General features: G+C 32.1%; 12 protein-coding genes, 1 tRNA gene, 3 rRNA genes and 1 riboswitch. Of the genes, 3 read left to right on the top strand and 13 right to left on the bottom strand.

The window, feature by feature from the left end; genetic code table 11:
* Positions 1-68: 68 nt before the first annotated feature.
* Positions 69-152, bottom strand: a riboswitch (cyclic di-GMP riboswitch).
* 325 nt (positions 153-477) lie between these two features.
* Positions 478-2,853 (top strand): sensor histidine kinase, encoded by a 2,376-nt coding sequence (locus tag AC2JAQ_RS00670; protein ID WP_488457422.1) that lies wholly within the window; start codon positions 478-480, stop codon positions 2,851-2,853.
* A gap of 111 nt (positions 2,854-2,964) precedes the next feature.
* On the opposite strand, the gene AC2JAQ_RS00665 is transcribed toward AC2JAQ_RS00670, so the two are convergent.
* The 6 genes from AC2JAQ_RS00665 to AC2JAQ_RS00640 all read right to left on the bottom strand — a co-directional run bounded on the left by AC2JAQ_RS00665 (position 2,965) and on the right by AC2JAQ_RS00640 (position 9,013).
* Complete coding sequence (locus AC2JAQ_RS00665) at positions 2,965-3,546, bottom strand: hypothetical protein (RefSeq protein WP_488457421.1); 582 nt, start codon at positions 3,544-3,546, stop codon at positions 2,965-2,967.
* Positions 3,547-3,800: 254 nt separating this feature from the next.
* Positions 3,801-4,361 carry a hypothetical protein gene (locus tag AC2JAQ_RS00660; RefSeq protein WP_488457420.1) on the bottom strand — a complete coding sequence of 187 codons (561 nt, stop codon included), beginning with the start codon at positions 4,359-4,361 and terminating at the stop codon, positions 3,801-3,803.
* 79 nt (positions 4,362-4,440) lie between these two features.
* Positions 4,441-5,217: a sulfite exporter TauE/SafE family protein gene (locus AC2JAQ_RS00655; RefSeq protein ID WP_488457419.1), complete on the bottom strand. Its 777-nt coding sequence runs from the start codon at positions 5,215-5,217 to the stop codon at positions 4,441-4,443.
* Between the two features lie 82 nt (positions 5,218-5,299).
* Positions 5,300-5,497: a heavy-metal-associated domain-containing protein gene (locus tag AC2JAQ_RS00650; protein WP_488457418.1), complete on the bottom strand. Its 198-nt coding sequence runs from the start codon at positions 5,495-5,497 to the stop codon at positions 5,300-5,302.
* A gap of 76 nt (positions 5,498-5,573) precedes the next feature.
* Positions 5,574-8,231: a heavy metal translocating P-type ATPase gene (locus AC2JAQ_RS00645; protein WP_488457417.1), complete on the bottom strand. Its 2,658-nt coding sequence runs from the start codon at positions 8,229-8,231 to the stop codon at positions 5,574-5,576.
* Positions 8,232-8,743: 512 nt separating this feature from the next.
* The gene (locus AC2JAQ_RS00640) at positions 8,744-9,013 is read right to left on the bottom strand and encodes a metal-sensing transcriptional repressor (RefSeq protein ID WP_488457416.1); all 270 of its coding nucleotides are present in this window, start codon (positions 9,011-9,013) and stop codon (positions 8,744-8,746) included.
* Positions 9,014-9,413: 400 nt separating this feature from the next.
* On the opposite strand from AC2JAQ_RS00640, the gene AC2JAQ_RS00635 reads away from it, so the two are divergent.
* Complete coding sequence (locus AC2JAQ_RS00635) at positions 9,414-9,797, top strand: hypothetical protein (protein ID WP_488457415.1); 384 nt, start codon at positions 9,414-9,416, stop codon at positions 9,795-9,797.
* Positions 9,798-9,934: 137 nt separating this feature from the next.
* On the opposite strand, the gene AC2JAQ_RS00630 is transcribed toward AC2JAQ_RS00635, so the two are convergent.
* From AC2JAQ_RS00630 to AC2JAQ_RS00605, 6 genes are all read right to left on the bottom strand, one after another.
* Positions 9,935-10,564: an LbetaH domain-containing protein gene (locus tag AC2JAQ_RS00630; RefSeq protein WP_488457414.1), complete on the bottom strand. Its 630-nt coding sequence runs from the start codon at positions 10,562-10,564 to the stop codon at positions 9,935-9,937.
* 421 nt (positions 10,565-10,985) lie between these two features.
* A tRNA-Phe gene (locus AC2JAQ_RS00625) sits at positions 10,986-11,061 on the bottom strand.
* A gap of 11 nt (positions 11,062-11,072) precedes the next feature.
* Positions 11,073-11,190, bottom strand: a 5S ribosomal RNA gene (gene rrf / locus AC2JAQ_RS00620).
* Between the two features lie 51 nt (positions 11,191-11,241).
* Positions 11,242-14,146, bottom strand: a 23S ribosomal RNA gene (locus AC2JAQ_RS00615).
* A gap of 187 nt (positions 14,147-14,333) precedes the next feature.
* Positions 14,334-15,846, bottom strand: a 16S ribosomal RNA gene (locus AC2JAQ_RS00610).
* The 16S, 23S and 5S rRNA genes sit together here with 1 tRNA gene alongside, the layout of an rRNA operon.
* Positions 15,847-16,452: 606 nt before the next feature.
* Positions 16,453-17,109 (bottom strand): hypothetical protein, encoded by a 657-nt coding sequence (locus AC2JAQ_RS00605; protein WP_488457413.1) that lies wholly within the window; start codon positions 17,107-17,109, stop codon positions 16,453-16,455.
* A gap of 948 nt (positions 17,110-18,057) precedes the next feature.
* Here AC2JAQ_RS00605 and AC2JAQ_RS00600 point away from each other — a divergent pair.
* On the top strand, positions 18,058-19,287 hold the full coding sequence (locus tag AC2JAQ_RS00600; RefSeq protein WP_488457412.1) for a murein hydrolase activator EnvC family protein: 1,230 nt from the start codon (positions 18,058-18,060) through the stop codon (positions 19,285-19,287).
* Positions 19,288-19,389: 102 nt separating this feature from the next.
* On the opposite strand, the gene galU is transcribed toward AC2JAQ_RS00600, so the two are convergent.
* Positions 19,390-20,265, bottom strand: a complete 876-nt coding sequence (gene galU / locus AC2JAQ_RS00595; protein WP_488457411.1) for a UTP--glucose-1-phosphate uridylyltransferase GalU — start codon at positions 20,263-20,265, stop codon at positions 19,390-19,392.
* Between the last annotated feature and the right edge of the window lie 49 nt (positions 20,266-20,314).

Genomic DNA, 20,314 nt, shown 5'->3' with positions numbered 1-20,314 from the left:
AATCAGCTCCTTGTTAAATTATTTTAAAATTAAAATAAAAAAAACCGACTAACTTTATAAAAAAATTTATAAAGAATAGTCGGTTGCATCACTAACTCAATATACCCCAGATGCCCAAATACAGGATATATGTCATCATTACTATTTATACTTTAATTCAGTTGTTTTTAAATTTAATTTAAGTTTTAAATTAAAACCTATTGTATAATATATCATGCATATTGTTTTGTCAATTTTAAATTTTGACATATTATTTTAACTATCAATTCAAAATAATAACAAATAATAGACATTATATAACATACTATATTATTTTGCTATACTATTAATAAAAAAATATACTTTTTATTAATTTTAATATTTTAGCGAATTCCCATAATTTTTAATTTAGTGTAAAAATTTGTATTTAGGTGTGATAAAATCTAAAATGTACGATAAAATATAAGTTCGAAACTCTTATATTAAGGAGAATAAAACATGGATAATAAAATATTTTTTCATATTTTTAATGATGACAAAAACAAGTTTGAAACAAGAAAGACAATAAAATTTTCTATTCTTATAGTTTTTTCTATGTTCTTTATATTTCTACTTGATTTAATATATAAAATTTTTAATGAACCTATAACTACAGTAATTTCTAATGATAATATACCAATTTTCACTTTGCATTTAACTCTAATTTTAGGTACTATGGCTTACATAAGTTCACTAATATATTATTCAAGTACGAAAAAAGATGATTTCTTTATAATTTCTCTAATATACATGAACTTATCTGTAGAACTTTTAATTACTAGAGGACATAATTTAATAATATTCGATAAATTCATCTTTATACATTCATTATTTAGAATTTTTATATTATTTTATGTTGCTTTTAATAAAAAGAGTATTCCAAAAATTATTACCAAACATAAAATTATTACTTCTGTATCTGTATTTATATTTTCAACTATAATACCAATGATTAACTATAGAATTTTTTCTAATAATACTTTTACTAGAGATATGTATTTTTATATAGGTTTCATGACTATAATAGTTTCATTATATTTTATAGCATGCATATTTATATCAATAAAAAGCTTAAAAGATGTTGAATTAATTTACTCATTTATAGTGGCTAGCATGCTTTCGATTTCTCTTAGAGGCATCTACTGGATTTGCGAGGTTGTATTTCCAAATATAGCTTCATCAAAATCAAATAATATAGTTCTTCTATTGACTATTTTATCTTTCTTATTAGCTATAAGTGGAGTATTTAATGAAATAACCACAAAAAATAGAAAAAGTTCTTTACTTCAAAATGAACTACAAGTTTTTTATCACCTCGTAGAATTTAATACTAGTAGTTCAATAATTTTATATGATAATACAAAAAAAGTTATATATACTAATAAAACATTACGAGAGCGCTATTGTAAATCAACTGACTTAAAATCTCAACTTGAAGAAGTAGAAAGACTATTTGATGACGCTATATTTATAGGAAATGATAATGAAAAATTAGATACTGATTCTCTTTTTAATAAAGGTAATTGGGAAGGTAAACTTATTTTAAAAAACAAAAAAATAGTGAGTCTTTATATACAAATACTTAATGTTGAAAATAAAAATTATTACGCCATTAACCTAAAAGATATAACCGAGGAATATACATTAACTAAAGATATTCAAAGAAATGAACAATTATTAAGCTGCATAAACAATAATATTCAAGACTTAATAATAAGCGTAGATAATAATGGAATAATTACATATGTTAATGATTCAGTTTTACATACATTAAATTATACATATGAAGAGGTTTCTGGAATTTCAATTAGACATCTTTTAGGTAAAAATGATGAAATATTAAACCAATTAAAATTAGAAGAAGATGATAGTATTAAATGCAAACTTGTAGGTAAACATTCCTTTGTTTATGTTGAATCTATAATTCGTAATTTAAGTGATAATAACGGTGTCCCTTACGGAAAAGTTATTGTAGCAAAAAATTTAACTTCTAAAAGAAGACTTGAAAACTTAGCTATTAAATTTAAAGAAGCAAAAGCTTATGAACAATTAAAAAATGAGTTCTTTGCAAACATATCTCATGAACTTAGAACGCCACTTAATATTATCTATTCTACAGTACAACTATTAAACTCAAAGCACGAAAAAGAACCTGATGGCTTTAATAATTTTTATGAAAAATATAAGAGAGGGTTAAAGATAAACTGCTATAGAATGCTTAGACTAATAAATAACCTTATTGATGTTAGCAAAATTGAAGTTGGCTTTTTAGAAGCTGATTTTACCAACAGAGATATTGTTTTATTAGTTGAAAATATAGTTTCATCAGTTATTCCTCATGCAGATAATAAGAGTATCAGTATTACTTTTGATACTAATGTTGAAGAAAATATAATCAAATGCGACCCCGTTAAAATTGAAAGATTAGTCCTTAATTTACTTTCAAACTCAATAAAATTTACTCCTAACAAAGGTGAAATATTTGTGGATTTAAATATATCAGAAGATTGGGTTAAAATAAGTGTTAAAGATAATGGAATGGGGATTCCAAAGGAAATGCAAGCATCTATATTTGATCGTTTTGTTCAAGCAGATAAATCTTTAAAACGAAGAAATGAAGGTAGCGGAATAGGTCTTAGTATTGTAAAATCAATTTCTGAACTCCATGATGGTATGATTGAACTTATCAGTGACGGAGTATCTGGAACTGAAATTATAGTATGGCTTCCAAATAAAAAATTAGACTATACGGAAGAAAGCAATAATCTAGTTGATTATATAACGGATGATAAGAATATCGAATTAGAACTTTCTGATATTTATGAAGTACATTAAGGCAAGTATATCAAAGCAACTCAAAAAACTTATAAATAGATCCCGAAAATTACTGGATATTTTCCTAATGCTATTTATAAGTTTTATTGTTGAGTTATGCTACAGACTCTTTTATGCAGTGCAATCATCTTTTATTTTGATTAAACTTACCTCATCTCTAGTTAATGTTTTTAAATTATTATAATTGATAAGATAAAAATAATTGTATAGTTTTCTAAGCTTATTTAAATATTCATAACTTCTTTCTGGAATATCAAAACTAATCTTTGTTTCTTCTTTTTCCTCTGCATATTCTACTTTAAAATCATCTACTTGAGGAAATTTTAAAAGTCCTTTAAAGGTTATTTGGCCCCTAACAAATTGATGACCAGAACAAGAATATAAAGTTTTTATATTAGGTTGAGTATTTAGAAATATTATTAGGTCTTTTAATTCTACATCTATAGCTAATCTACTATCAAATCCACATTTTTCTGTTTCTTCTTCACTTAAAAGAACTGATCCCCTTCTCAATTCTCTCATATAATAATTATATGCTTGTATTAAATCAAAATCTTCTTCAGAAACTTCTGAAACTCTTCCCCTAATAAATTCAGGCAATTTACCACGTTCTCTTTCTAGCTTTAGTTCAGTTACAATCTTAAGTGCATTAAAGATTTCTTCGTTAGAATAATTTTCTAATAATTTCTCCATTTTAACTTCCCCCAATCCAAGAATATAACTATATTTATGTAGATTTTAACCACTATTTGTAAATATTTACCATATAATTAGTATATATGTTTTTCTTACAAAAATAAAATCGCATTTTAGCCCATTTATTCAAATTAACGAGAAATAAATCTCATTTTCTTTAATTTTAAATCTAATTGTAAATATTTTACAATAAAACAAATAAAAAAATTGCTAATCATTCTTAGACTAGCAACCTCTTTTATTTATTTAATTTATTTAATTTTTTTATATATTATCGGCTCAACACATCCAAATGTTACTTTTCCATTTTTCTCAAAAATTTCACTAACATAAAGTGTTTCATCTTCAGTTCTTTCTTTTAATTTGAATGTTGTTTCAGGTGTAAAATGACTTATACTTTCTCCTTCAAACCCATTATCTTTAAATATATATGTCATAGGAGTAAACTTTTCTGAAACCTGTAGTTCATTATAATCCATTACTAAAGATTCATTATCATTTCTAAAATCTTCTTTAGAAACTCCTTTTGGTAAATCATAAGAAGTCAAAACTACATTGCCCTCGCTATCTTCTGTAAATAAAAATAAATGTGGTAATATATTTTTAAAATTACCTTGTTCATAATAGCTCTCTTCAATAACAAAGATTCCTTTAAAATCTTTTGGAAGATTTTTTATTTTTCCGTTACAAACTTTTGTTATATGTTTTGCTTTAGGATGAATATTCTTTCCTTCCTTTAACTCTTTGCTTACCTGCTCATCATTATTAAATTCACCACATAAATAACTTATAAATAAACCTAAATTTTTCATAAGAATTCCTTCTTTCAAAATTATATTTCAAATTATTTACTTATTTAATTATTATATCACATTAATTATTAAGTCAACGCTATATTACATGACCAAAGCGTTTTATTATTATTAAGATTATTCCAAAGATTATTAAAAAAGTTCCTGATACTTTATTTAATTTAGTATCATCAACTTTATTAGCAAATTTAGCTGCTAATCTTGAAGATATTAACGCACATATTCCACAAATAATAAGACCTAATATATCGGTTCCTCCATGAATTATATGTGCCGCAGCACCTGTCAAAGCAGTGAATGCCATTATAAAGACGCTTGTACCAACTGCAGTTTTTAAATCATAACCTAAAACACTTGTTAGAACAAGAAGTAGCATTACTCCGCCACCTGCTCCTATCGCTCCACATATTACACCTACAAGTCCTCCCCATAGTATTGATAAAATTATCTGCTTCTTTTTACTTCTATGCTCAAGCTTTGAATTATTATTAGATTTAATAGGTTTAAATATTAATTTTAATCCTAATAAAATTGTAGCATATATTGATATACCACCTAAAATATTATTTGGTATGTACTTAGCAAAATAACTAGCAACATAGGTGAAAAACATTGTTGATATCATCATTATTATACCATTTTTTATATCTATATTCTTATTTTTATAGTAGGTATATGCAGAAACACTAGCTGATAAAACATCAGCTGCCAAAGCAATTCCTATAGCTTTATAAGCACTAACACCTAAAACTACGACCAAAATAGGAGTTACTATAGAAGCCGCTGATAATCCAACAAGTCCAATACCTATACCTGCTAATATACCTGCAATTATAAATACTATTATATTAACCACTAATCCCCTCTCCTTTTCATAAAAACTATGGGCATTATATAAAGCTTAACTTAATTAAAGTCTTATATAATACCCATGATAATTATTTTATAGATGTTACATCATATCCCATATCTTCTATGGCATCTTTTATATCCTGATTAGAAGCATCACCTTCAACAGTTGCTTTACCTACTTCTACATCAATTTTAGTTAACCCTTTTACATCTTCAAGTGCTGATTTAACGTGATTAACACAATTTTGACATGACATTCCTTCAATTGTTATTATTTTACTCATTACTATCACTCCTCAAAATATATATTTTTATCACACCATAAATATAAGTAATTTATAGTGTGATAATATTTCTAGGTTAATCATATTTAGGTTTAAAAGTTTTTAATCTTAGTGCATTTAATAGTACTGATACAGAACTAAAGCTCATTGCTAATGCTGCAAGCATTGGGTTTAATAATGGACCACCAAATAAATGTAATCCTCCCATTGCTATTGGAATACCAATACCATTATAAATTAAAGCCCAGAATAAATTTTGTTTAATATTAGTCATTGTTTTTTTACTTAATTGAATAGCTCCAACAACATCTAATATATCACTTCTCATAAGTACTATATCTGCTGATTCCATGGCTATATCAGTACCTGATCCTATTGCCATTCCTATATCAGCACTTGCAAGAGCTGGAGCATCATTTATTCCATCTCCAACCATCAATACCTTTTTACCCTCATTTTGAAGTTCTTTCACCTTTTCAGCCTTCTGTTGTGGTAATACATCTGCCACAACTCTATCTATTCCAATATTTTTTGCTATGGCATTTGCTGTTTTTTCATTATCTCCAGTAACCATAACAACTTCTATTCCCATTTTATGAAGCTCTTTAATAGCTTTCTTACTTGTTGGTTTTACAGTATCTGCTACAGCTACTATTCCTTCTAAAATTCCATCTATAACTATAAACATTGGTGTTTTACCTTGTTCTGCTAATGATTGTGCTTTTTCTACTAAATTTCCAAATGCTATTTTTTTATCTTCTAAAAGAGCTTTATTTCCTAATAAAATGTCTTTACCTTCTACTTTAACTTCAATCCCTTTACCAGGAATAGCTAAGAAATCTTTAACTTCGAAAAGTTTCAATCCTTTTTCTTCTGCAGATTTTACTATTGCCTCACCTAATGGATGTTCAGAAGCTTTTTCAGCTGAAGCAACTAAAGCCAAAATTTCATCTTTTGAATAATTATTAGATAAAACATCTGTAACAACAGGTTTTCCCTCTGTTAAAGTTCCTGTTTTATCAAAAATTATTGAATTTATACTAGCCGCCCCTTCTAATGCTTCACCACTTTTTATTAATACTCCATTTTCTGCACCTTTACCAGTACCAACCATAATAGCAGTTGGAGTTGCTAGTCCTAAGGCACAAGGACAAGCTATTACTAATACAGAAATAAATATTGTTAATGAGAATTCTAATCCTTCTCCACCTAAAAAATGCCATGCTAAAGCTGATAAAATCGCTAAAACTATTACTACTGGAACAAAATATCCTGCTATTACATCAGCTGTTCTAGCAATAGGTGCCTTTGACCCTTGAGCATCTTTAACAAGTTTAACTATTTGAGAAATTACTGTGTCTTTTCCAACTTTAGTAGCCTTATAAATTATTCTACCGTTTTTATTTATACTAGCTCCATAAACTTTATTACCTGCTTTTTTTTCAACCGGTATACTTTCACCAGTTAACATACTTTCATCAACTGAAGTATATCCTTCTATAACCTCTCCATCAACAGGAAGTTTTTCTCCTGGCTTTACAACAATTAAATCTCCAACCCTAACATCATCTATAGATACAATCTTTTCTTCTCCATTAACCATTATTGTTGCAGTTTTAGGAGCTAAACCCATAAGCTTTTTTATTGCATCTGATGTTTTGCCTTTAGTTATAGCTTCTAAGTATTTACCAAGCATAACTAAGGTTATTATTGTAGCTGCTGACTCAAAATATAATTCATGGACATAATGAACTTGTCCTATTGCTATTTTATAGATAGCAAATATTCCATACAAATAAGCTGCACTAGCTCCAATAGCTATTAAGGTATCCATATTAGGACTTCCTATAAAAAGACTTCTAAATCCTACAATGAAGAATTGTCTTCCACAAATAAATACTGCTGTTGTTAAAACTAATAAAATAAGAGCATAATTCATTGGGCTAGTATTAGGATCCATCCATGAAGGTAACTTCATTCCCATCATACTTCCCATTGCAATTATAAATACTGGTATTGTAAAGATAGCTGACCATATTAATTTACGTTTCATTGAACTTAATTCAGTATTTTTTGTGTTTTCATGTCCATCATTCACATTTGTTTCTGGATCTACAAGTTTATATCCTAATTTTTCAACTTTTGCTTTAATTTCTCTTGTTCCAACCTTGTCAGAATCATAATTAAAAGTAACTGTTTCTGCTGCAAAATTTACATTTACATTCTCTACACCATCCATTCTATTCAATCCCTTTTCAATGGCTGCTGCACAAGATGCACATGTCATTCCTTCAACTTTATAAGTTAATTGCTTTTCATCATCTTTAAGTTTATATCCTAGCTTATTAACTTTATTATTAATATCCTCAAAAGAAACCTTGTCTTTGTCAAACTCAACATTTAAAGTTTCTGTAGCAAAATTTACATTTGCACTTTCAACTCCATCAAGTCTACCCAAACCTTTTTCGATGGCAGCTGCACAGGATGCACACGTCATTCCTTCAACTTTAAATATCTCTTTCTTAGTATTATCTTCTACAGAATAACCTAATTTTTCGACTTTTTGTCTTATTTGTTCTAAGTTAATCTTACTCTTATCATAGATTACTTTTAATTCCTCTGTGGCATAATTAACACTAGAACTTTCGACTCCATCCATTTTACCTACAGCTTTTTCAATAGCTGCAGCACAGGATGCACAGGTCATTCCTTTTACCTTGAGTACTCGTTCCATACTTCTGCCTCCTTGGCTACTATTAATTTTTTTATAAAATCAATAGTATATCAGGTTAATCTCTCAATTATTCTAAATTTGCTTTAAGCTACTCAAAACACAGTATTTTGAATCTCCAAAAACAACAGATTCAAATAACTTTATATTTTCTATAGAATTAAATAAATCATTAGAATTTATGTACTTAATTTATTACTTAAATAATAGATTAACTATTTTACTTTATTATTTATTCTAAATTTGCTTTAAATTATTCAAAACACAATGTTTTGAATCCTCAAAAACAACAGATTCAAATAACTTTATATTTTCTATAGAATTAAATAAATCATTAGAATTTATGTACTCAATTTACTGCTTAAATAATAAATCAATTATTTTAATTTACTGTTTATTCTAAATTCGCTTTAAGCTGCTCAAAACACAATGTTTTGAACCACCAAAAACAACAGATCCAAATAACTTTATATTTTCTATAAAATTAAATACATCATTAGAATGCCATTTATATCTTATTTATCTATTAGCTTATTTAATATGCTTAAGATTTCTTCTATCTTTTCTTCTGTAGATTCATTATTATCAAAAGCGCCTTTAACACAATTATGCATATGTTGCTGTAATATTAGTTTGTTAGCTTTTTTTAATAATGCTTGAGAAGCCATTATTTGATTAGAAATATCAATACAGTACCTCTCATCCTCAATCATTTTAATTATTCCTTCTACCTGGCCCCTTGCAGTTTTTAAACATTGTAATGCTTTCTTTTTTTCTGCATTCATTTGCATCACTCCCTATATATTCCACATACAGCACCCCCGCTGGGTGACTGTAATTATATAATACTCCTCGCATTTTCTTGTGTCAACATATTTTTGAACATTTTGTTAACTATATTAACATTTAATTAATACATATGCTTTTATTATGCTCTTTAAAAGTATGTTAAAATTGTTTTATAACCTGATAAGGAGATAATTTAAACTTATGATCAAATTATTAATAATTTCACTTATTTTAATTATATTATTCTCATTAATGTTTGCTTTTAATAAAAATTATAAATATAAAAATCTTCTAATTTTATTTGGGGTAATCATTATTTTTTTTCTATCAATAGTACTTATAAAACCCTCATTTTTTCACTCAAAAATTTTTAAAGAAGAAGAATCAAATAGTAGTTTGAACTTAGATTCAACATTAAATAATAAAGCGAATTTAAATAATTCTCTTAATAATAAAAATATTGGTGATAAGGATAAAATTAGAGTAATAATTTCTGATACAATAAAAAAAGAATTTGGAGAAAATTTTAAATATACAAAGGATTTAATTGATAATGGAACAAATTCCTACACTATTTCACTTTTGTTTGATGACACTAATTATAATAAAGAACAATGTATTAGTTTTATGAAGATCTTGAGCAAGAATCTAGAGAGTTTTAATAATATAAACAGAATAGAAGTTTTCTTTGCTAATAATTTTAAAATTAAATATTCCTTAAGCATAGATGATTTTAATAAAGAGAAAGAAAATATAAAAATAAAAGAAGATTCATTTTAATTGAATCTTCTTTTATTTTTAAGATATGTTATAGTTAAATATTAATTTTTAAGTGACCACTAAGATATTATTACAGCTCTATCTAAAAAAACACGTCTAATCTAAAACATAGTCTATTTTACAATCTTTAAATATTATTAATAGACTAAGCTTCCTGTTTTTATATACATGTTCTTTTCTATATTATTATTTGCTAAAATTGTTGTGTTAGCTTCAATATAAGCACACTCATTAATATTAACATTACTATCAATATTGCTGTTTAAAGCTATAAAAGAATAATCTCCTATTTTCACATTGTTTCCTAAAGAACATTTTTGTTTCAAAATAACATGTTTTCCTATATTCAAATTTCCAATACTAATCAAACCTGGATATATAATAGATCCCTCCCCTATATTGCTCTTATTAATATATTTGATATCCGGGTGGATAATAGTAGCAAACTTCACCTTATTATTCAATTTCTTTTCAATCTCTTTTTTCAATTCACAGTTATCTACTGCTATAATTGTAAACAACTCATTCTCACTCTCTAATCTTTTAAAAAAATAAAATTTATCTTTTTTTCTATGTTCAAAATAAGCACACATGGAATCTAAAGAACCTAAAACATTATAACCATCAATAATTTCTGTTTCTATATCGTTTTTAAGACTTATAAACCCTAATATATTCCATGTATTCCTATTTAAATTTATGCATTCTATTATTTTAATAACTTCTCTACCTATATTTTCAGTCCCAATTATAACAATATCCTTCATCTAAATCCCCCATAAACCATTTAAAATCTATTTATTATCTTAAAACTATTTATTGACCAACTTTTAATATTAATTTACTTATTAAAGATTATTAAAATAAATATTTATTTATTCATAATCAAATTTATTTTACAATTTATGTATATTAATTGTATATTTGTCCATAATTAAAATATCCACGATTAATAAGTAGAAACTTTCTTAGTTTTGTAGTAATTAACGATACTTCCCCCATAATATCTTTAATCACTTCCCCTTTTGTTTGTACAAACTAAGAAGCTACTTATTGTGGATCTTCTAATTAATAAGGACTATTTAGAAAATTTATTTACATAGTAAAATTTCTAAATAGTCCTTTTATAGTTTAATAATATGTAATTTTGAAAATAAAAAAAAGCTTAGTGAATTTTCACTAAGCTTTTGGTGGCTCGAGCAGGAATCGAACCAGCGACACGAGGATTTTCAGTCCTCTGCTCTACCGACTGAGCTATCGAGCCATAAAAGAAAAACCTGGCGACCACCTACTCTCCCACACAGTCTCCCGTGCAGTACCATCGGCTTCTAAAGGCTTAACCGTCGTGTTCGGAATGGGAACGGGTGTTACCCTAAAGAACATCATCACCAGATGTTTGAAAGTTTTTGTTCTTTCAAAATTGCACATATTTAATTTACTATATTTGGTCAAGCCCTCGATCTATTAGTATCGGTCAGCTGAACATGTTACCATGCTTACACCCCCGACCTATCAACCTTGTGTTCTTCAAGGGATCTTACTAGCTTACGCTATGGGAAATCTCATCTTGAGGTTGGCTTCACGCTTAGATGCTTTCAGCGTTTATCCATTCCCGACTTAGCTACCCAGCTGTGCTCCTGGCGGAACAACTGGTACACCAGAGGTCAGTCCATCCCGGTCCTCTCGTACTAAGGACAGCTCCTCTCAAATTTCCTACGCCCGCGACGGATAGGGACCGAACTGTCTCACGACGTTCTGAACCCAGCTCGCGTGCCGCTTTAATGGGCGAACAGCCCAACCCTTGGGACCTACTTCAGCCCCAGGATGCGACGAGCCGACATCGAGGTGCCAAACCTCCCCGTCGATGTGGACTCTTGGGGGAGATCAGCCTGTTATCCCCGAGGTAGCTTTTATCCGTTGAGCGATGGCCCTCCCACGAGGTACCACCGGATCACTAAGCCCGACTTTCGTCCCTGCTCCACTTGTGGGTGTCGCAGTCAGGCTCCCTTCTGCCTTTGCACTCTACGAACGATTTCCGACCGTTCTGAGGGAACCTTTGGGCGCCTCCGTTACTTTTTAGGAGGCGACCGCCCCAGTCAAACTGCCCACCTAACAATGTCCTGTGACCAGATTCATGGCCGCCAGTTAGAATTTCAGTACTGTCAGGGTGGTATCCCAAGGATGGCTCCACTAAGGCTGACGCCCTAGTTTCCTAGCCTCCCACCTATCCTGTACAGACAATACCAAAACTCAATGCTAAGCTACAGTAAAGCTCTACGGGGTCTTTCCGTCCAATCGCGGGTAGCGAGCATCTTCACTCGCACTACAACTTCGCCGGATTTACAGTTGAGACAGTGCCCAAGTCATTACGCCATTCGTGCGGGTCAGAACTTACCTGACAAGGAATTTCGCTACCTTAGGACCGTTATAGTTACGGCCGCCGTTTACTGGGGCTTAAGTTCACACCTTCGCTTGCGCTAAGTGTTCCCCTTAACCTTCCAGCACCGGGCAGGCGTCAGCCCCTATACATCAGCTTACGCTTTAGCAGAGACCTGTGTTTTTGCTAAACAGTTGCTTGGGCCTATTCTCTGCGGCCTACTCTCGTAGGCACCCCTTCTCGCGAACTTACGGGGTCAATTTGCCGAGTTCCTTAACTGTAATTCTTCCGCCGGCCTTAGGATTCTCTCCTCACCTACCTGTGTCGGTTTGCGGTACGGGCACTACTTCTCTCTCTAGACGCTTTTCTTGGCAGCGTGGAATCATGTACTTCGGTTCCGTGGAACCTTCCCCATCACGCCTCAGCATTATGAAAGCGGATTTGCCTACTTTCACTGCCTAAACGCTTAGACTAGCATCCAATAGCTAGCACACACTATCCTCCTGCGTCACGCCATCGATAATAACGATGGTAGTGGTACTGGAATATCAACCAGTTGTCCATCACCTACGCCTTTCGGCCTCGGCTTAGGTCCCGACTAACCCTCAGCGGACGAACCTTCCTGAGGAAACCTTAGGTTTTCGGCCTGTGGGATTCTCACCCACATCTCGCTACTGATGCCAACATTCTCACTCGTAACCAGTCCACCGCTCCTTACGGTACGACTTCAGCCCGGTTACGACGCTCTCCTACCGCTTGAACTAAGTTCAAGCCCGTAGCTTCGGTGGTAAGTTTAGCCCCGTTACATTTTCGGCGCAAGATCTCTCGACTAGTGAGCTATTACGCACTCTTTTAATGAATGGCTGCTTCTAAGCCAACATCCTAGTTGTCTTAGAAATCTCACATCCTTTCCCACTTAACTTACACTTTGGGACCTTAGCTGACGATCTGGGCTGTTTCCCTTTTGACCACGGATCTTATCATTCGTAGTCTGACTGCCGAGCTCAAAGTATGTGGCATTCGGAGTTTGATAAGGTTCGGTAAGCGCTATGCCCCCTAGCCCATTCAGTGCTCTACCTCCACTACTCATACTCGACGCTAGCCCTAAAGCTATTTCGGAGAGAACCAGCTATCTCCGGGTTCGATTGGAATTTCTCCGCTATCCACAGCTCATCCCATGCTTTTTCAACAGCAACGTGGTTCGGTCCTCCACGAGGTTTTACCCTCGCTTCAACCTGGCCATGGATAGGTCACCCGGTTTCGGGTCTACGGCATGCAACTAGTCGCCCTATTCAGACTCGGTTTCCCTTCGGCTCCGTACCTTAAGTACTTAACCTTGCTACATACCGTAACTCGTTGGCTCGTTCTACAAAAAGCACCTCATCACCCTCATAAGGGGCTCTGAGCGGTTGTAGGCACACGGTTTCAGGTTCTATTTCACTCCCCTCCCGGGGTTCTTTTCACCTTTCCCTCACGGTACTGCTTCACTATCGGTCATCAGGTAGTATTTAGCCTTGGGAGGTGGTCCTCCCTGCTTCCCACAAGGTTTCACGTGTCTCGTGGTACTCTGGATCATAACTCGTGGTCTTCTCGTTTCACTTACAGGACTATTACCTTCTACGGTGGAGCTTTCCAGCTCTCTTCAGTTACAATAGCCTCCACTTTTATGTTATGTCCACAACCCCGGAAACAAGTTTCCGGTTTGGGCTCTTTCCCTTTCGCTCGCCGCTACTAAGAAAATCGATTTTTCTTTCTCTTCCTCCAGGTACTTAGATGTTTCAGTTCCCTGGGTTACCTTCATTAAGCTATGTATTCACTTAATGATACATGGGGTTTCCCATGTGAGTTTCCTCATTCGGAGATCTTCGGATCTCAGGCTATGTGCGCCTACCCGAAGCTTATCGCAGCTTATCACGTCCTTCATCGGCTCCTGATGCCAAGGCATTCACCATGCGCCCTTTGTAGCTTGACCTATATTAGTTATAGTTCTCATTTTACAAAGAATAGAAATTGGTTTTGCCAATTTGGCTTGTTGTTTCTATAAATTAAATTATGTGCAATTTTCAAAGAACAATTTTGAGAGATAGTCTCTCAAAATTAAACAGAGATATTATCCAGAATTCATTATCATCTTAGTTATCCTAAGATGTATTCCTTAGAAAGGAGGTGATCCAGCCGCAGGTTCTCCTACGGCTACCTTGTTACGACTTCACCCCAATCGCTGACCCTACCTTCGGCCGCTGCCTCCTTGCGGTTAGCTCACGGACTTCGGGTATTGCCAACTCTCATGGTGTGACGGGCGGTGTGTACAAGACCCGGGAACGTATTCACCGCGACATTCTGATTCGCGATTACTAGTAACTCCAGCTTCATGTAGGCGAGTTTCAGCCTACAATCCGAACTGAGACTGGTTTTAAAGTTTGGCTCCACCTCACGGTATTGCATCTCTCTGTACCAGCCATTGTAGCACGTGTGTAGCCCTACACATAAGGGGCATGATGATTTGACGTCATCCCCACCTTCCTCCTGGTTAACCCAGGCAGTCTCGCTAGAGTCCTCAACTTAATGGTAGTAACTAACGACAAGGGTTGCGCTCGTTGCGGGACTTAACCCAACATCTCACGACACGAGCTGACGACAACCATGCACCACCTGTCACCTTGTCCCCGAAGGGATTTCCTCGATTAAGAGTAATGCAAGGGATGTCAAGTGTAGGTAAGGTTCTTCGCGTTGCTTCGAATTAAACCACATGCTCCGCTACTTGTGCGGGTCCCCGTCAATTCCTTTGAGTTTTAATCTTGCGACCGTACTCCCCAGGCGGAATACTTAATGCGTTAGCGGCGGCACGGAGGTGTTGAAACCCCCACACCTAGTATTCATCGTTTACGGCGTGGACTACCAGGGTATCTAATCCTGTTTGCTCCCCACGCTTTCGAGCCTCAGCGTCAGTTACAGTCCAGAGAGTCGCCTTCGCCACTGGTGTTCTTCCTAATCTCTACGCATTTCACCGCTACACTAGGAATTCCACTCTCCTCTCCTGCACTCTAGATAACCAGTTTGGAATGCAGCACCCAAGTTGAGCCCGGGTATTTCACATCCCACTTAATCATCCGCCTACGCTCCCTTTACGCCCAGTAAATCCGGATAACGCTCGCCACCTACGTATTACCGCGGCTGCTGGCACGTAGTTAGCCGTGGCTTCCTCCTTGGGTACCGTCATTATCTTCCCCAAAGACAGAGCTTTACGATCCGAAAACCTTCATCACTCACGCGGCGTTGCTGCATCAGGGTTTCCCCCATTGTGCAATATTCCCCACTGCTGCCTCCCGTAGGAGTCTGGGCCGTGTCTCAGTCCCAATGTGGCCGATCACCCTCTCAGGTCGGCTACGCATCGTCGCCTTGGTAGGCCGTTACCCCACCAACTAGCTAATGCGCCGCGGGTCCATCTCATAGCGGATTGCTCCTTTGGTTAAAAGATGATGCCATCTCTCAATATTATGCGGTATTAATCTCCCTTTCGGGAGGCTATTCCACTCTATGAGGCAGGTTACCCACGTGTTACTCACCCGTCCGCCGCTAATCCGTTTCCCGAAGGAAACTTCATCGCTCGACTTGCATGTGTTAAGCACGCCGCCAGCGTTCATCCTGAGCCAGGATCAAACTCTCAATTTAAAAGTTTAATCTATACTCATATTACTTATAAAAGAATTGCTGGTTTATGTTAATATCTTCTGTTTAATTTTCAAAGACCATTTCTTCGTCGCCCTCAAGCGACTTTCTTAGTTTAACATCATTAAGAAACTTTGTCAACAACTTTTTTCAAATTTTTCATTTGATGTTTTGTTGTTGTGTCTCTTGCTGACGAGACTTATCTTACCATCTAAGATACTTTTAAGTTAATATATTTCTTTCTTTTAAGAAGAATATGTTTAAATATCTATATTTTTCTTCAAAATACTTTCTTTATCTTATATAGATACACTAGGAGTAGTGTCTTATATAAAATTTACATTCAATATACTTTTTTGTAGAATATTGTATTATTTTTAATATATATTTTTAGTTTATGAATATAAATTATTAATATTTTTCTTGTAAACAACCATTTTTCTATTAATAATTTCCATATTTTTAGCATTTTTTTAATTTCATTTTAAAATTCTATACTTTCACTGTACTTATAAATGAAATTTTCTTACTTAAATATGAAAATTAATATTTAAATAAAGTAACTTAGCTATTTTAATTCTACATTTTACTTCTAAAAAATAAATGCACCTATTTACTAGATGCATTTAAACTATAAGCAAATTCTTCTAGACTATACTTCACATCATCTGTAGGAATAGAATTTTTTCCTATATCCATATAACATGCTGTACAAATAGATATTATAAAAAATGCTACTAAAGAAAATACTACAGTCTTTCTTAAATACTTTATAAACAATATTCCCATTAGCAAGGATATAACTAACCATAGTATTTCTGAAGATACATCTATTTTTAAAGAATTTATAACTACCATCCCTTGCATTACACAGAAAAACAATAAAACTCCTGCTAACAATAAAAATACTGTTATTACAGATGAGAATACGTAAGCTATAACAATATTAAAATAAAAATTCCCTGTAAGATCTTTTTTACTTAATATATAAGATGCTACTATTATATTTACAATTACTATTAATATTATTCCTTTATAGGTTTCCAAAGTAAAGCTTCCAAAGAAATTAACAAGACTCTCTAAAAACATCCCTGCAGTAATATTTCCATTATAAATCCTAGCCTTTGATAACTCTTCAAATTCCATTCCTGATAGTTCACTCATAAAATTTAAAACTACCATTCTCATTATTACCATTATTAAAACAAATAATATTATTTGTGCATTCACTTCTTTTAAATATTTTTTTGATCCTCTTCTTCCCATAAGAAATACCCCCTTTTCTAACTTACCTAAATTATTGACAAGCCATCTTATTTTTAATCAAATAACTTTTATAAATTCAAATAATTCATACTAGAACTAAACTAAGTATGTTCAATTTTATAAGTTTAGTTACTCACACTTAAAATATTTTTACTAACTTGATATTCAACTATTAATAAGAAAGGTTTACCTTATGAAAAATAGTTTTATTTAAAAATCAACATTAACCTAAAAATAAAAAGAGTGTATTAAGATGAATTTAAATTCATCTTAATACACCTTATATAAAATAAATTAATATGAGGTAGCTATTTAGCATTCTATTATACAACTAACAATTTAATTACTTTTCTATTTGTTAATAGTTCCTTGCTTGAAATCTCATCATTAGAATATTTTGCAGCAACTTTAAATATGTTTATTTTAATTTTGAATTTATATTTAGCCTCACCTACTACAACTTCTAGTATCTTATTTCCACTTATTCAAATTTATATTCCTTCTTAGTATTTATGATACTTATAGTTGTAATGTTAAACATTATTTTCTAGATTATTGATAGAACTATTATTAAATTTAACCTCATTAATAATATTTTTTGAATTTTACCTATTAAAATACTTGCAGGTAATTAGCCACTAACTATTATCAGAATACTCTTCTTACTGATACCTATTCCCCTTTAAAATACCTCTAAACCTTTACATATATATTGTATTGTTTTACTACATAATAAAACATGTATTTTCTATACTAGTTCATGTATTAATTTTACATCTATTACACTTTATTGAATAAAAACACCTATATTAACTATTTATTAACCATTTATTTAAAATTCTCTCCAAAGTTTTCAAAATGTTTGTGGTTATGTCTAAGGTTTTTAAGGTATAATTTGTTGAAATTATTACAAAACTTTCGAAAAATATATTAAAGATAGGTGATTAAATGAACAAACTTAAAATAGTATCTTTGTTTATGAGTAGCTTTTTAGTATTTAGTGCTATTTCAGCACCATTAGTAACTAAAGCTAATCCCGAAGTTAATAAATTGCAGGAAGAGAAAAGACAGATTACAGAAGAAAAAGAAGTTCAAAAGGGAAAACTAGATGAAATCAAAGATAGTATAGATGCTAAACAAGCTGAACTTGATTCAGCTCAAGCTAAAGTTGATGAATATGAAAATAAAATAGAAAATTTAAATAACGAAATATCTTCAACTGACTCTGAAATAAATAAAATAAAAAAATCAATTGAAGAAAACACTAAAGAAATCGAAAAAGCTCAAAAAGAACAAGAATTAAAGAGAGAAATCCTAGGAGAAAGACTTAGAAATGTTTATAAGTCTAATTTAAGTGATAAATTTTTATACATTATTCTTGAATCTAAAAGTTTTGGAGAACTCTTTTCTAACATAGCTAATATAAAAACACTTGTTAAAACAGATAACAAACTTATTGATGAAATTGAGGCTCTACAAAAAGAGCTTGAAAGTAGACAATCTGAACTTGAAAGTTCAAAATCAACACTAGATAGTAAGAAGAATGAACTTGTTGCTAAGGAAGAGAGCTTAAAAGAAGTTAAGGCTGAACATGAAAATACACTAAATACTTATAAATCTCAATTAAGTGAATTAGAAAGCCTAGAAGACGAAAAAAACGCTGAATTAAAGGCTCTAGCAGCAAAAGAAGACGAAATAGAAAAGGAAATACAATCATATTTTTCTCCTGCTCCAGCTTCTGAAAATAATAATTCTTCATCAGACGGTTCAAATACTGTAACAGAAAGTTCTTCCGGCGGATTCATAAGACCAGTAGCTTCTTCATCTATAACAAGCTCATATGGCCCGAGAGTACATCCTGTTACTGGACAATATAAAGTTCATACTGGTGTAGACTTTGCAGCATCCACAGGAACACCATTTGTTGCTGCAAAAGACGGTGTAGTAACTACTGCAACATACCATCCTGCTTATGGAAACATGGTTATTATAGATCATGGTGGTGGCGTTAGTACACTTTATGCTCACGCATCTGAATTAAAAGTCTCTGCTGGGCAAAGAGTAAAACAAGGACAAGTTGTATCTCTAGTTGGTTCTACAGGATATAGTACTGGTCCTCATGCACATTTTGAAATCAGAATTAATGGACAACATGTAAATCCAATGAATTATATTTAAAACAAAGAGGGATAGTCATATGACTATCCCTCTTTAAATTTTTCAAAACTTATCATAAATATATTTTTTAACTTATTAATCTAAATTTAAATTAGAATACTTTTATTTTACTATTTCTTTTAGATAATCAATGAATCCATCTTTTAACTCTGGTTTTCTTAAAGCATATTCAACTGTCGCTTTTAAAAACCCAAGCTTATCTCCTACATCATATCTTTTTCCTTGAAAGTTATAAGCATATATAGCTTCATAGCTTAGCAGCTTTAAAAGAGCATCTGTAAGTTGTATCTCTCCACCCTTTCCTGGTTCTGTCTCAGCAAGTATTTCAAATATCTTAGGGGTTAATATATATCTTCCTAAGATTGCTATATTAGAAGGTGCTTTATCCCTATCTGGTTTTTCAATCAAATCAGTTACTTTATATACATCTCCTTCAATGTGAATTCCTTTAACTATTCCATACTTATTAACATCATTCTCCGGAACTTCTTGTACACCTAGTATACTTGTATGATATTCATTATAGCAACCAATTAACTGTTTTAAACAAGGATATTCATCATTATAAACAACGTCGTCTCCTAAAAGAACAGCGAAAGGTTCATCTCCAACAAAAGTTTTAGCACAATTTATAGCATGTCCTAATCCTTTTGGCTCTTTCTGTCTTATATAATATATATCAACCATATCAGTAATATCTTTAACTAAGCCTAACAGTTCACTTTTTCCTGCTTTTTCAAGTTCATATTCAAGCTCCACTGACTTATCAAAGTGATCTTCTATACATTTTTTGTTTCTTCCTGTTACTATTAGTATCTCTTCTATTCCTGATTCTACAGCTTCCTCGATTATATATTGAATCGTTGGTTTATCCACTATTGGTAACATTTCTTTAGGTTGTGCCTTAGTAGCTGGTAAAAATCTTGTTCCTAATCCAGCAGCAGGAATAATAGCCTTTTTTATTGTTTTTCTTCTCATTTCATACTCCTGTAATACTCCATATTTTTTAAATGATAGAATTAATAAC

The sequence above is a fragment of the Clostridium sp. LIBA-8553 genome, from assembly GCF_057782465.1.
Note: the sequence above shows the minus strand (reverse complement) of the source record. Positions and strands in the feature narration are given on the sequence as shown.

Coding starts and splice junctions, on each gene's coding strand:
- AC2JAQ_RS00670 (WP_488457422.1), top strand. CDS start 478: ATGGATAATAAAATATTTTTTCATATTTTTAATGATGACAAAAACAAG.
- AC2JAQ_RS00665 (WP_488457421.1), bottom strand. CDS start 3,546: ATGGAGAAATTATTAGAAAATTATTCTAACGAAGAAATCTTTAATGCA.
- AC2JAQ_RS00660 (WP_488457420.1), bottom strand. CDS start 4,361: ATGAAAAATTTAGGTTTATTTATAAGTTATTTATGTGGTGAATTTAAT.
- AC2JAQ_RS00650 (WP_488457418.1), bottom strand. CDS start 5,497: ATGAGTAAAATAATAACAATTGAAGGAATGTCATGTCAAAATTGTGTT.
- AC2JAQ_RS00645 (WP_488457417.1), bottom strand. CDS start 8,231: ATGGAACGAGTACTCAAGGTAAAAGGAATGACCTGTGCATCCTGTGCT.
- AC2JAQ_RS00640 (WP_488457416.1), bottom strand. CDS start 9,013: ATGAATGCAGAAAAAAAGAAAGCATTACAATGTTTAAAAACTGCAAGG.
- AC2JAQ_RS00630 (WP_488457414.1), bottom strand. CDS start 10,564: ATGAAGGATATTGTTATAATTGGGACTGAAAATATAGGTAGAGAAGTT.
- AC2JAQ_RS00605 (WP_488457413.1), bottom strand. CDS start 17,109: ATGGGAAGAAGAGGATCAAAAAAATATTTAAAAGAAGTGAATGCACAA.
- AC2JAQ_RS00600 (WP_488457412.1), top strand. CDS start 18,058: ATGAACAAACTTAAAATAGTATCTTTGTTTATGAGTAGCTTTTTAGTA.
- galU (WP_488457411.1), bottom strand. CDS start 20,265: ATGAGAAGAAAAACAATAAAAAAGGCTATTATTCCTGCTGCTGGATTA.